The sequence below is a fragment of the Bacteroidota bacterium genome (genome assembly GCA_019637975.1).
In the GTDB taxonomy this organism is placed as follows: Bacteria; Bacteroidota; Ignavibacteria; order UBA10030; family UBA6906; genus CAADGV01.
Map to the genome: position 1 here is coordinate 51,806 of JAHBUR010000002.1, position 13,480 is coordinate 65,285.

The window sequence follows — 13,480 nt, forward strand, 5'->3', positions numbered from 1 at the left end:
TCTGCACAAAAAAAAGGAAACATGATGAAAAACCTGATTGTTATCGATCATCCGCTCATCAAACGTGATCTTTCGATCCTGCGGAACAAGAGAACGGACAACCACCTCTTCCGAACAACACTCCGGCGGATTTCTTCTGTGATGGCTTTTCAAGTTACGCACGATCTTAAAGTACGCTCAGGTGTTGTTGATACGCCGCTGGAGAAAACCAAGGGTTACACGCTTGCAGAAGATATTGTCATCGTTCCGGTCTTGCGAGCAGGATTGGGTTTGGTTGACGGCTTTCTTGATTTTCTTCCTGAGGCAAAGGTAGGACACGTCGGATTGTACAGAAATGAACAGACCTTGAAACCCGTGGATTACTATTCGAAGTTCCCTCGCAACCTGAACAAAAGCCTGGTGCTGCTGCTCGATCCCATGTTAGCAACAGGAGGAAGTGGAGCGGCTGCCATCACGTTCTTGAAGAATAAAGGAGCGAAGAGAATCCGATTCGTGAGCTTACTTGCTGCGCCAGAAGGTGTGAAAAAGGTCTCAGGGGCACATCCCGATGTCAAGATGTTTACTGCCGTTCTTGACCGGCAGTTGAACTCGCATGGCTACATTTTACCCGGCCTTGGTGACGCAGGAGACAGGATTTTCGGCACTGAATGATTCTCCGGAAACGTTTTGTGGTCGTGCGTCATCTCTTCGCTTGACAATCCTGCAGCAACGAGCTATATTTTTTTTGGTGGATCGGAGGTTTCTTTCGCAGAAAGAACAGGGGCATATCCTTCCTGCTCATGAACAGTTGAAAGAGTATGACGAATCGAAAGTACAAAGAAAGGCTCGACGATCTCCTGCTCGTATGCCGGAAACACCTTGTCCGCGTCGATGAAACACTGATACGCCGGGCATTCGAATTCGGCTTCAACGCCCACCGGTTCGACAAGCGTGCATCAGGAGAACCGTTCTTTGATCATCCGTATGAAGTCGCCAGAATTGTTGCGAAGGAGATTTCCCTCGATGATATTTCTATCGCTGCCGCTCTACTGCACGATGTGGCCGAAGACACCGATTATCAGATAAAGGACATCCGGGCGGAGTTCGGCGAAACAATTGCGAACATTGTCGATGGTGCAACGAAGATTTCCGGCATTACATTTACGAGCAACGAATCGACGCAGGCGGAAAACTACCGGAAAATGCTGCTTTCGATGGTGAGCGACATCCGCGTGATGTTGGTGAAATTTGCCGACCGCCTCCACAATATGCGTACGATCGACTTCCTCCCTTCCGAAAAACAGCAGCGGATAGCAAGGGAAACGATGGATATCTATGCGCCGTTTGCTCACCGCTTCGGGCTTGCGAATATCAAATGGGAGATGGAAGATCTTGCATTCAAAACGTTGAATCGGGAAGAGTACGACAGCATTGCGCGTGAACTGAAGTCCCGCCGGAGGGAGCGCGAGCAATACCTGCAGAGATTCGCGGCCCCTATCGAGCAGCGGCTCAGGAAAGAAGATATTCCCTACGACCTGAGCGCCCGCCCGAAGCATATCTACAGCATCTACAACAAAATGATCAAGAGGAACAAGCCCCTGGGCGAAATCTACGATCTGTTCGCCGTGCGTATCATTCTTGATTCCAGTGAGGAAGATTGTTACAGGGTTCTTGGCATCATCTCGTCAATATACACTGCCAATGATGATCGTTTCAAAGATTATGTAACCAGGCCGAAGAATAACGGATACAAATCCATCCACACAACTGTTCAAGGTCCCGATGGGAAGATGGTTGAAATTCAAATACGCACAAAGTCAATGCACGCTATCGCCGAGCGCGGAGTTGCAGCACATTGGGCGTACAAGGAAGAAGTAGAGAAGATCGATGAGAAGTTGAATAGCTGGCTGAACTGGATTCGCGACATCATCGAAACCGTGGGCGAGGAGGAGAAAGCAGACGGGCAAATGATGGAGAGTTTCAAGCTGAGTCTATTTCAGGACGAGATCTATGTGTTTACACCAAAGGGTGATCTCAAGATCCTTCCCCGGAATGCTACTCCGGTTGATTTCGCGTATGAAATCCACTCGAAAGTGGGTGATCATTGTCTCGCAGCAAAAGTCAGCGGCCGCATTGTACCTCTCGACACGAAGCTACGCAGCGGTGACCAGGTCGAGATCATCACATCAAAAAACCAAACCCCGAACCCGGATTGGGAACAGTTCGTAGTCACTCACAAGGCAAAATCACATTTGCGCCGGTGGGTCAAGGAGGAACAACGCAAGGCAATTGAGGAAGGCCGCGCTATTTGGGAGAAGAAAGTAAAGAAAGCCAAGCTCAGCATTAATGATGATGACTTGAATGAGTTTCTTGCGAAACAGAGAATCGAGAATGCCGGAAAGTTTTTCCACGCAATTCGGGAAGAAAAGATTGATGTCGATACAATTATCAAACTGATTCAAACCGACCAGAAGCATCCGACGGCGGTTGTTACACAAGAGGGCAAGATCGAGGGATTGTTGGACAAGTTCATCACGTCGGCGCGTGGAATTTCGCCCGGCATTATGCTTGACGGATCCCGGGATAACTACCTTCACAACTATGCGAAGTGCTGCAATCCGATTCCCGGCGATCCCGTCGTTGGCTTTGTCACGCAGGGTGAGGGGATCAAGATTCACCGTCGTTCATGCCACAATATTCAGTTGATGCTTCAAATGGAGCATGAACGCATTGTTGAAGTCGGATGGCCGCCGAGTTCGGGAGGTCTGTTTGTTTCCGCTGTTCGGATTATCGGAGAGGACCGCAAAGGGCTGCTGAATGATATTACTCAAGCAATCAGCAATTTTCAGAATACGGCCATACGAAGTGTAAATCTTGACTCGAAGGATTCAATTTTTCTGGGACTGTTCGTGCTGGGCGTTCGGGATACTGAACACGTGAACCGCTTATTGGAGCGGCTCCGAAGGATCAAAGGCGTGACACGAGCAGACAGGCCGGACCAGTAATGGAATATCCGGGCAAAGTTCTTGGAATTGACTATGGCAGCAAGCGCATTGGCCTGGCTGCAAGCGACCCAACCCGCATGATTGCGCAAGCTGTCAGCACAATTGAGAACAATGAACGGACGTTTGACAAGCTTATGCACATCATTGCCCAAGAAGATATTATGTTGATTGTGGTCGGAATGCCGTACGGTCCCGACGGCGGAAAGAGCAGCAAAGCAATTGAAGTAGAAGCGTTCATTGCCAAACTGAAGCAAATGACATCTATTACAATCGATACGTGGGATGAAAGCTATTCTTCCGTCAAGGCACATCAGGCATTTGTCGACATCGGCATGAAAAGGAAGAAGCGCCGGCAGAAGTACCGCGTGGACGTCATGGCCGCGAGGCTGTTGCTACAGGAGTACCTTGACAACCGCAGATGATGCTGCCCTGAAACAGAACACGTTATACCTCGTGCGATTGTGGCATTGGGCAAAGGCGAACAAAGCGAAAACGGTGTTTCTGCTATTCGGCTTCTTTGTGCTGTACGAGGCACTTACAATTCCGTGGTTTAGTGTAGCCAGCCTTAAAGAGAACAATCCGACCGAAACAGCGTTGATGCGCCAGCGGATTGGTGAGGCCGAACATGACGGAAGAAGTCTGAAGATCGTACAGTCTTGGGTCCCGTTGTCCCGGATTCCGCGGCACGTTATCAATGCCGTTATTGTTGCAGAAGATGGAACGTTTTGGGAACACGATGGGTTCGACTGGTATGAGTTTCAACAGTCGTTGCGAAAGAATTGGGAAAAAAAGAAAGTGGTCCGCGGAGCAAGTACAATTACGCAGCAGCTTGCAAAGAATCTCTATCTCTCAACTTCCAAAGACCCCTTGAGAAAACTGAAGGAATGGATCATAACCCTTCTTCTCGAACAGCATCTTGACAAGAGTCGTATTCTCGAAGTGTACCTGAATGTGATTGAATGGGGGAGAGGTATCTTCGGAATAGAAGCGGCGGCAAGAACATATTTCGGGTGTTCAGCGAGTTCATTGTCTGTCGAGCAGTCTCTGAGACTTGCGGCGGTGATTCCCAGTCCGTTGAAACACAAGCCAACGGACAATACCCGTTGGGTTACATTTCGCAAGAATATTGTTGCAGCGAGATTGCAGGGACGCCGCTATTACGAACCGGAAGCGGAGCCTGAAGACGAAGAAGAAAATGGAAGCATCGAATCACTACCGAAGGAGACAGAACCAAGCGAACATCAGATTGAACCCCAGCCCGCAGACACAGGGGATGTGTCGCTCGATAAGCAGGATTATCGAGAAGTGATGCCAAATGATACGACTGACAATGAAAGGGGTGGTAGCAATGACGTACAAGGACGTGAACCTACTGATTGAAGAAGGAGAAGGATTTGAAATCGAATTCAAGAGGAGAGTTTCCAGACCGGAGAAAATAGCAAAAACAATGGTTGCACTTGCGAATACACGAGGTGGGCACATCTTGTTCGGTGTCGATGATGATGGTTCCATCGTAGGTGTCGAAAGCGAGAAAAGCGAGGTTGAACTGATTGATCAGGCTGGCACGTTCTATTGCGTTCCTGAAATCCACCCGCTGATTGACATTGTGCCGTTTGATGGTAAAGATGTTATCGTTGCCTATGTTCAAGAGAGTCACGACAAGCCGCACTACTTTACCGGCTCTACCAATGGAGATGCGGTGAACGGTGAAGAAACCAAGGTGTATATCCGCGTGAATGCAAATTCGGTGATGGCAAGCAAGGAGGTTGTGAGAATATTGCGAAGCGAACATCCCGACGCGAAACCATTCAAGATTGAAATCGGAGAGAACGAAAAGCGGCTCTTCAGATACCTTGATGGCCATGAGCGGATTACTGTTCCAGAATTCGCAAAGCTTGTCAATATTTCCGACCGTCGTGCTTCACGTACTCTCGTTTCCCTTGTACGCGCAGGCGTGATCCGAATTCACACGTTGGAGAAGAAAGACTACTTCACTCTGGCAGGCGAGATGCCGCTCTGATTGGATACATTCCAGATTCTCACCAACTCAAAAAGTGCTATCCCGTACGCCACTGCGGCGTTGAGCGATTGTTTCATGCCAAACATCGGAATTTCGATTGCAAGGTCAGCCGCGGCAATAACATTCTGAGAAACACCCGTGATCTCATTTCCAACCACCAAACAAATCGGGAATTCTTTTTTCGTAACCTCGTAGTAGGGGATGCTCTTTGTTGTATGCTCCAGAACGCATATTCTCGCTCCAGTTTGCCGAATTGCCGTGAGGCAGGCTTCAGCGGTTCGATGGTGTTCCCACGGAACTGTCTCCGTTGAGCCGAGCGCGGTTTTTTCAATCTCCTTCCTCGGCGGGTGAGGCGTGTACCCGCTGAGAAACAGCTTCTGTACCAAAGCCCCCTCCGAAGTCCTGAAGATTGAACCGACGTTGTACAGGCTCCTGATATTGTCCAGCATGGCAAAAATCGGCAGCCGCGGGCTTTGCCGGATCAGCTCCAGCGGTACACGCTGTTGTGAAATTTCATCGTGGGTTAGCCTTCTCATTGAATTAGGTGAAGCATACGCATGCAAATTAGCGATTAAACCTCTTTAATCCAACGTGGTTGCCAACAGTTTGCGAATTGGTTATATTTACTTCCCAATATCGTCGGAAATTGGTTCATTTTGAGTCCACGTAAGCTCGTCATTGCCATTGATGGGCCGGCCGCATCCGGAAAATCGACAACTGCAAAACTCGTTGCGGCCCGCTTGGGCTACTTGCATATCGATACCGGGGCGATGTACCGGGCAATCACGCTGAAGGTTCTGCGCAGCGGAGTTCAGGGATATTACTCGACGCGTATCGCGGAGTTGGTCAGCAGTACAAGCATTGAACTGCAACCCGTGAACGGTTCTTTGAAAATCCTGCTTGACGGAAGAGATGTTTCGGAAGCGATTCGTTCGCCTGAAGTGACAACTGCCGTAAGTTCGGTGAGTTCAATACGCCAAGTGCGTGCGGTATTGGTGAGTGAACAACGCAGAATCGGTAGGCAGGGCGGCGTTGTGCTTGAAGGGCGCGACATCGGCACGGTGGTGTTTCCCGATGCGGATCTTAAAGTGTTCATGATTGCAAGTATTGACGCCCGCGCACTGAGACGACAACGGGAATTGCGACAACACGGAATCGAAACCGATCTCAATATACTCCGTGAAGAAATTCGCCAACGGGATGAAAAGGACTCGACACGGGATGAAAGTCCGCTCAAGAAAGCAGACGATGCCATCGAACTTGACACATCTGAGATGTCGATTGACGAGCAGGTGGAGTTCGTGGTGAGGAAAGCTGAAGAGAGAATGAAAGCGATAGGTTCATGAAAGTAACGATTGACAAGAACTCCGGATTCTGTTGGGGTGTTGTCCGAACGGTTGATATCGCAGAAGAGGTTATGAAGGATTCGCCCGAATTATACTCGCTTGGCCCCATCATTCACAATCCGATGGAGATCAACCGGTTGAAGGAGAAGGGACTTGAAACCATTACGCATTCGGATTTCGAACAACTGAGCGGGAAGAAGGTACTCATTCGTGCACACGGAGAGCCACCTTCGACATATGCGCTTGCCCGGAAGAATAATATCGAACTCATTGATGCAACATGCCCGGTTGTGACAAAGGTTCAGGAACGGATCAGAAAGTTCTGCGACAAGGGTTATCAAATCGTGATCTTTGGGAAGAAGGATCATGCGGAGGTGATCGGGTTGGTTGGTCATACGAATAACGAAGCGATTGTCATCAAGTCGGTAGAAGAAACATCGAAAGTCGATTTGACAAGAAAAACAGTTCTGTTTTCTCAAACAACGATGGACAAGCCGACGTTTTATGAAATTGCAAGAGTTCTGAAAGAGAAAGTACGGGGCGAATTTGAAGTCGGAACGTTTGAGGAATCTGCAATCGACTTCCACGCAAAAGACACGATTTGTGGTCAGGTTTCCGGACGCGACAAGAAATTGCGTGAATTCGCTTCGCAGAATGACGTCATGATTTTTGTTGCCGGCAGAAACTCGTCAAACGGCAAAGTATTGTATGATATTTGCAAAGAAGCGAATCCCGACACCTTTTTTATTGAACAAGAATCGGAACTGAAGCACGAGTGGTTCGAAGGGAAAAAGTCGGCAGGTATTAGCGGTGCAACAAGTACGCCGCATTGGTTGATGGAAAAAGTGAAAACGGCGGTTGAGATGATCGCGAGCCCGATGCACGCGGAACACACGGTATAGTCATCACTAACAAACAACAATACAAACCAAAACATGGTCCTTTCCCCGTTGTGCGTGTAATCTGATGACGTTACACGATCGCAAGACGGAAGGGGTGTCCCGGTGGCAACGGGACGTTATGTTAAACATTCGGAGGATGAATGGCTGATTCAAACAACAGCGTTGTCGACAATGTAGTCGATCGGGAATATGGTGAGGCCGAATACAACGATCTCAAAAGGCTCTATGAGAGCTCGATGGGGAAGATCAGTGAGGGAGAGATCGTCAAAGGTCGCGTCGTTGCTATTCACGACAATGAAGTTTCGGTTGATATCGGATTCAAGTCGGAGGGAACCGTCCCTCTCGCTGAATTCACGAACAAAGATGAATTGAGGGTTGGCGACGAGATAGAAGTCTTTCTCGAAAGCGTCGAGAACAAAGACGGGCAGTTGGTTCTCTCGCGCAAGCGGGCAGACTTTATGCGCGTGTGGGAACGAGTAACAAAAGCATTTGAAACAGGCGAAGTGCTGCAAGGACGTTGTGTCCGTCGAATTAAAGGCGGGATAGTCGTGGACTTGCTCGGCATTGACGCTTTTCTTCCCGGATCTCAAATCGACGTTCGACCTGTTCGTGATTTTGATGCCTTCATCGGGAAGACACTTGACTTCCGCGTTGTGAAAATCAATCATCCTTCTGAAAACGTTGTGGTCAGCCACAAGGTGCTTGTTGAAGAAGAAATGTCCGGCCAACGCCAGGCGATTATTTCGAGCCTCGAAAAAGGGCAGATTCTGGAAGGAACAGTCAAGGCTATCACGGATTTCGGCGTCTTTGTCGATCTCGGCGGCGTCGATGGTCTCGTTCACATTACCGATTTGTCATGGGGACGTATCAACCATCCGTCTGAAATAGTCAAGCTCGATCAGAAGATCAATGTTGTGGTGCTTGATTTTGATCAAGAGAAGAAGCGTATTTCGCTCGGCTACAAACAATTGCAGCCGCATCCGTGGGAAAATATCGAAACAAAATATCCGGTTGGTACAAAGGTTATCGGAAAAGTCGTTTCACTTGCAGACTACGGCGCTTTTGTTGAAATCGAGAAGGGCATTGAAGGGCTCATCCACATCAGCGAGATGAGTTGGACCCAACACATCAAGCATCCATCGCAGGTTGTCTCGATGGGGCAAATGGTGGATGCTGTTATTCTCAGTCTCGACAAGGACAATAAGAAACTCTCACTCGGCATCAAGCAACTTGAGCCGGATCCGTGGTTGAATCTGATGCAGAAATATCCCGTCGATTCACGCCATAAAGGTATAGTCAGAAACCTTACCAACTTCGGAGTGTTCGTCGAACTTGAACAAGGCGTTGACGGTCTCGTACACATTTCCGACTTGTCGTGGACGAAAAAAATCCGCCATCCCGGCGAAGTAGTGAAGAAGGGCGATGAAATTGAAGTTGTGATTCTCAGTGTCGATGTGGATCAACGCCGCATTTCGCTCGGTCACAAACAAATCGAAGACAATCCTTGGGATCGTTTCGGCGACACATACAAAGTGGGCACGGAAGTCGAAGGCAAGATCGTGCGTATCATCGAGAAAGGTGTTATTGTCGAATTGCCGATGGGTGTAGACGGATTTGTGCCGGTGTCACAACTTGCTCAATCACAAGTCAAGAACATCGCCGATAAATTCAAAGTTGGCGAAGCGCTTCCACTGAAGGTTCTTGAATTCGAGAAAGAGTCAAAGAAGATCGTCCTTTCGGCCGTCGAAGCCTTGAAGGACAAGGAGACCCATCTGGTCGACGAGTATATGGCACAACACAAACTGCCGTCCTCAACAATCGGCGATGCAGTTGGTGCACAGGATACTCAAGCGTTGGAGGGCGACACATCCATCCCGGCTGAGAACTGACCTGCCGGGTTTTTAACAGAAAACACCTGCCCGATCATCTCAGGGCGGGTGTTTTTGTATTCCGGGAAGAGAACAGATTCAATGCCTAAAGTCGCATTTCATACACTCGGCTGCAAACTCAACTATGCTGAAACATCTATTCTCGGGAAGCAGTTTGCCGACAGGGGATTCGACATTGTGGATTTCGGACAGCAGGCTGATGTTTGCGTCATCAATACATGCAGCGTGACGGAACGCGCCAATCGCGAATGCCGTCAGATTATCCGCAGGGCGTTGAGGAGTTCCGTCAAGCCGATTGTAGTCGTGACGGGATGCTATGCACAACTGGAACCGGAACAAGTTGCCTCAATTGAGGGCGTTGACTATGTACTGGGGGCGAAAGAGAAATTCGAACTCCTCGATCATGTGACCTCTCTTGAAAAGAAACCTTATCCACATGTTGCCGTTTCCGAGATTCAGGACGTCGATAGCTTCGGCATCGGCTATTCAACGCATGCAACTGATCGGACTCGCGCATTCCTGAAAGTGCAGGATGGCTGTGACTACAATTGCAGTTTCTGCACCATACCTCTGGCACGCGGTGCAAGCAGAAGCCAATCACTGCGCGACTGCGTCGAGCAATCGCAATTATTGGTGGAGCAAGGCTACAAGGAGATTGTGCTTACCGGCGTGAACGTAGGGGATTACGGCAAGAACGCAGATACAGATTTGCTCACATTGCTCAAGGCACTCGTTAAGGTAGAAGGCCTTGAACGGATTCGCATCAGTTCCATTGAGCCGAACCTGCTGACTGAGGAGATCCTTCATTTTGTTGCAAGCGAGAAGAAGATGGCCCCGCATTTTCACGTTCCGTTGCAAAGCGGTTCTGATGTGATTCTTCGGGGGATGCGCCGTCGCTACACCACACAGCAGTACTCCGATCTTATCCATCGCATCAAAATGACGATTCCCGATTGTGGAATAGGCGTTGATGTCATAGTGGGTTTCCCGGGTGAGTCGGATGTGCTGTTTCAAGAGACACATCGCTTTCTGGCAGAACTTCCTATCACGTATCTTCACGTCTTTACGTACTCCGAGCGTCCGAACACTCCGGCAACCGGAATCGACGATCCAGTGGAACCACGCGTCCGTTTTCAACGGAACAAAGCGTTGAGAATTCTCAGTCAGAAGAAGAAGGATGCCTTCCACCTTAACATGGTTGGGCACGAAGTGCAGGTGTTGTTCGAGGGCGACCTTGAGGACGGAATCCGGCTCGGTTTCTCCGGAAACTATGTTCGGGTTGGTATGCCGGCGCATTGCGTCGGGGAGAATGAGCTTGTCGGGTCACGTATTGTGGAACCGGGGAAGAACTTCATGCTCGCTGAACGAATTGACGGCAGAGGTGGTGCAGTCGAGGCGGAGAACGCAGGCAAGTTGCTCATAGAAACACAAGGATATTTGTGAAAATCACGACCATAGAACCCGGGAGCATTGCAGAAGAACTCGAACTCAAAGTCGGTGACGAGGTGCTGGAAATTAACGGGAAACGCGTTGCCGACGTAATTGACTATCGTTTCTACGAGAATGATCCCGTTATCTCTGTGAAGGTTGCCTCGAACGGAGAAATCACCATTTATGATATCGAAAAGGATGAAGGTGAACCGCTCGGTCTTGACTTCGAGGATTTCAAGATTCTTTCATGCGGCAACGATTGCATCTTCTGTTTTGTTGATCAAAACCCCAAGGGGATGCGAAGCCAGGTTTATTTCCGCGACGGCGACTACCGCCTCTCCTTCATGTACGGTAACTATACCACAATGACCAATGCCGGTCCGGCAATTCTTCGTCGTATTATTCAACAGCGACTTTCCCCCCAGTACATTTCGGTACATGTGACCGACTATAAAATTCGGAAATTGATGATGGGATTGAAGAAGGATGATCTCATTCTGGAGAAAATCAAACTTCTTCATGATAATGGTATCGATATGCACACACAGATTGTTCTGTGTCCCGGATTAAACGACGGTACGGCGCTTGAAAAGACTGTGCATGATCTCTATCGCTTCAACAACCATGTGATCTCGCTCGCAATCGTTCCCGTCGGGCTTACGGACCATCGTTTCGGATTGTATCAACTTCGGAAAGTCGATGAACAGTATGCTCAGAATCTGCTGAACCGTGTCGAAGAATGGCAGGAGGTTTTCAAGAAAGAAACGGGGCGGTCGTTCGTGTATTGTTCGGATGAGTTTCATATTGTTGCGGGAAGGTCGATTCCCGACGATGAGTATTACGACGAATTTCCGCAAACCGAGAATGGTGTCGGGCTTGTGCGAACCTTCATAAGGGAAACAAGAAAACAGGCAAAGCAATTTCCGCGGAAACTGGCCGGGAAAAAGAAGCTGACAATGGCGACTGCCGAGTTGCCGTCCGGATTCATGCGAAGTGTTATCCTACCACTGCTTCACAATATCCCGGATCTTGCTGCGGCCCTGTACACTGTGCCGAATACCCTCTTCGGATCAAGCGTAACGGTTGCTGGACTTCTTTCGGGAAAATGTTTACTTTCATCACTGAAAGACAAAGAGTTAGGGGATTTGTTGTTATTGCCGCCGGATATACTTAACAATGACGGTTTGTTTCTCGACAACATGACAGTCCCGCAACTTGAAGATGCTCTCAATGTTCCGATACTTGTGTTTGACGGACGTTGGAACGACGTTTTCAGCCATCTCACCAAACGGAGACGACGCGCCCGACTTGCTACTGTGTAATTCATATTCACTTTCGTATTGCTCAACAGGTGCATAGCATGTTGCGATTCCATAGCGTCGTTGTTCTCACCATTCTCTTCTTCCCGCATCTTTCTGCCGGTCAACCGGAACTCTCTGGTCGGTTTGCAATTCAACAGGATTTGTTTGCCAGTTCAAATCCCAACGCCGGCTTCGGTACTTTGAATTTGCAGAATCAGGAATCAGCCCGGAAGAAGAAATCTGTTGGCCTTGCGGCATTGTATTCATTACTCCTTCCGGGATTAGGTGAGTATTATGCGGATGGATTCAGTTCCGGCAAGTACTTCTCGATTGCCGAAGGTGCGCTGTGGTTGACATACATAACGTTTGATGTCTACGGCGCTTCACTGAAGGATGATGCCATACGATTCGCGGCTGCCAATGCAGGCATTGACCCAATTGGAAAGGATGATCAGTTCTTTATTGACATCGGCAACTTTCTTAATACGGCGGAGTTTGATGAAAAGCGGAACAGGGAACGTGATCCGCAGAGAACGTACGGCAACCGTGCTGGGTATGCTTGGAATTGGGGCCCTGCCGAATCGCCTCAAAGCGACATCAACCGTGCTTTGTACAAGGATCAACGTGTCAGCGGCGAAAACATGCTCAACAATCGGAAGTTCGTCGTCGCTGCCATTGTGATCAATCACGTTGCTAGCGCTATTAATGCGGCCCGGATTGCCATTTCATACAATCGGGAAATACGTGACGAGTTAACTCAATATCAGTTTAAAGCAGATGTACTTGGCGGGTTTACAAATCCCCACGGGGTTCTGCTTACCGTCAGCAGGAATTTCTAACGATTTTCCATGAGAAATATCAAGCTTGTTCTTGAATACGATGGCACCGATTTCGTCGGGTGGCAAAGTCAACCTAACGGGCGCAATGTGCAGGATGAGATCACGAGTGTGTTGGATCAGATTCTGCAGGAACCTGTTACACTCATAGGCGCAGGGAGAACGGATTCCGGGGTTCACGCTCGCGGACAAGTGGCCAACTTCAAAACAAATTCGCCTTTGAGTGTCAGCACGATACTCAATGCCCTTAATGGTACGCTGTCGGAGGATATTTACATTCACTCTGCCGAAGAGGTTGATGAGAAATTTCATTCGCGCTTCGATGCAAAACAGCGGATGTACAAATACTATATCTCCCTGAAACCGACGGCTATCGGACGCCAGTACCAATGGTTTGTGAAGTACGATTTGAACATCAATCTCATGAATCAGGTTGCGCAAGAGGTATCCGGCGAGCATGATTTTGAATCATTCACAAAATCTGAAGCTTTGGTTCCGCACTACCGCTGCACGATTATGACATCGCAGTGGACTAAAACACCTACCATGCTAATCTACGAGATCCGTGCCAACAGGTTTTTGCACGGGATGGTGCGAGCCTTGGTGGGGACGATGGTGGATATCGGAAGAGGATACATCCCGGTTTCCCAGTTCCAGGATATTATTGCGGCAAAAGATCGCCGCAAAGCGGGCATGGCTGTTTCTCCTGCAGGTCTTTTCCTGGAAGAGATTGTGTACTAATCTGTTCTGAGTCCGCTCCCTGAGCGGGCC

13 protein-coding genes are annotated in these 13,480 nt (G+C 49.0%); 12 read left to right on the plus strand and 1 reads right to left on the minus strand.

Annotated elements, in window-relative coordinates; translation table 11 throughout:
- Window positions 1-24 precede the first annotated feature (24 nt).
- From upp to KF749_01195, 5 genes are all read left to right on the plus strand, one after another.
- Window positions 25-651 carry a uracil phosphoribosyltransferase gene (upp, locus tag KF749_01175; protein MBX2989758.1) on the plus strand — a complete coding sequence of 209 codons (627 nt, stop codon included), beginning with the start codon at window positions 25-27 and terminating at the stop codon, window positions 649-651.
- Between the two features lie 146 nt (window positions 652-797).
- Window positions 798-2,984 (plus strand): bifunctional (p)ppGpp synthetase/guanosine-3',5'-bis(diphosphate) 3'-pyrophosphohydrolase, encoded by a 2,187-nt coding sequence (locus KF749_01180; protein MBX2989759.1) that lies wholly within the window; start codon window positions 798-800, stop codon window positions 2,982-2,984.
- Complete coding sequence (ruvX, locus tag KF749_01185) at window positions 2,984-3,406, plus strand: Holliday junction resolvase RuvX (protein MBX2989760.1); 423 nt, start codon at window positions 2,984-2,986, stop codon at window positions 3,404-3,406. Before KF749_01180 ends, ruvX begins: the two co-directional genes overlap by 1 nt.
- The gene (gene mtgA, locus KF749_01190) at window positions 3,390-4,364 is read left to right on the plus strand and encodes a monofunctional biosynthetic peptidoglycan transglycosylase (GenBank protein ID MBX2989761.1); all 975 of its coding nucleotides are present in this window, start codon (window positions 3,390-3,392) and stop codon (window positions 4,362-4,364) included. Before ruvX ends, mtgA begins: the two co-directional genes overlap by 17 nt.
- On the plus strand, window positions 4,333-5,004 hold the full coding sequence (locus tag KF749_01195) for a putative DNA binding domain-containing protein (protein ID MBX2989762.1): 672 nt from the start codon (window positions 4,333-4,335) through the stop codon (window positions 5,002-5,004). The genes mtgA and KF749_01195 overlap by 32 nt, the downstream gene beginning before the upstream one ends.
- Here KF749_01195 and KF749_01200 read toward each other — a convergent pair.
- On the minus strand, window positions 4,971-5,540 hold the full coding sequence (locus KF749_01200; protein ID MBX2989763.1) for an RNA methyltransferase: 570 nt from the start codon (window positions 5,538-5,540) through the stop codon (window positions 4,971-4,973). The two genes, KF749_01195 and KF749_01200, sit on opposite strands and share 34 nt — an antisense overlap.
- A gap of 120 nt (window positions 5,541-5,660) precedes the next feature.
- Here KF749_01200 and cmk point away from each other — a divergent pair, with 120 nt between their 5' ends.
- The 7 genes from cmk to truA all read left to right on the plus strand — a co-directional run bounded on the left by cmk (window position 5,661) and on the right by truA (window position 13,450).
- The gene (cmk, locus tag KF749_01205; protein ID MBX2989764.1) at window positions 5,661-6,350 is read left to right on the plus strand and encodes a (d)CMP kinase; all 690 of its coding nucleotides are present in this window, start codon (window positions 5,661-5,663) and stop codon (window positions 6,348-6,350) included.
- On the plus strand, window positions 6,347-7,252 hold the full coding sequence (locus KF749_01210; GenBank protein ID MBX2989765.1) for a 4-hydroxy-3-methylbut-2-enyl diphosphate reductase: 906 nt from the start codon (window positions 6,347-6,349) through the stop codon (window positions 7,250-7,252). The genes cmk and KF749_01210 overlap by 4 nt, the downstream gene beginning before the upstream one ends.
- Window positions 7,253-7,392: 140 nt before the next feature.
- A complete protein-coding gene (gene rpsA, locus KF749_01215; GenBank protein MBX2989766.1) occupies window positions 7,393-9,141 on the plus strand; it encodes a 30S ribosomal protein S1 in 1,749 nt (582 codons plus the stop codon).
- An 81-nt stretch (window positions 9,142-9,222) separates the two neighbouring features.
- On the plus strand, window positions 9,223-10,584 hold the full coding sequence (mtaB, locus tag KF749_01220; GenBank protein MBX2989767.1) for a tRNA (N(6)-L-threonylcarbamoyladenosine(37)-C(2))-methylthiotransferase MtaB: 1,362 nt from the start codon (window positions 9,223-9,225) through the stop codon (window positions 10,582-10,584).
- On the plus strand, window positions 10,581-11,894 hold the full coding sequence (locus tag KF749_01225; protein MBX2989768.1) for a DUF512 domain-containing protein: 1,314 nt from the start codon (window positions 10,581-10,583) through the stop codon (window positions 11,892-11,894). Before mtaB ends, KF749_01225 begins: the two co-directional genes overlap by 4 nt.
- Window positions 11,895-11,932: 38 nt before the next feature.
- The gene (locus KF749_01230; protein MBX2989769.1) at window positions 11,933-12,712 is read left to right on the plus strand and encodes a hypothetical protein; all 780 of its coding nucleotides are present in this window, start codon (window positions 11,933-11,935) and stop codon (window positions 12,710-12,712) included.
- Window positions 12,713-12,721: 9 nt separating this feature from the next.
- Complete coding sequence (truA, locus tag KF749_01235) at window positions 12,722-13,450, plus strand: tRNA pseudouridine(38-40) synthase TruA (protein ID MBX2989770.1); 729 nt, start codon at window positions 12,722-12,724, stop codon at window positions 13,448-13,450.
- The last annotated feature ends 30 nt before the right edge of the window (window positions 13,451-13,480 follow it).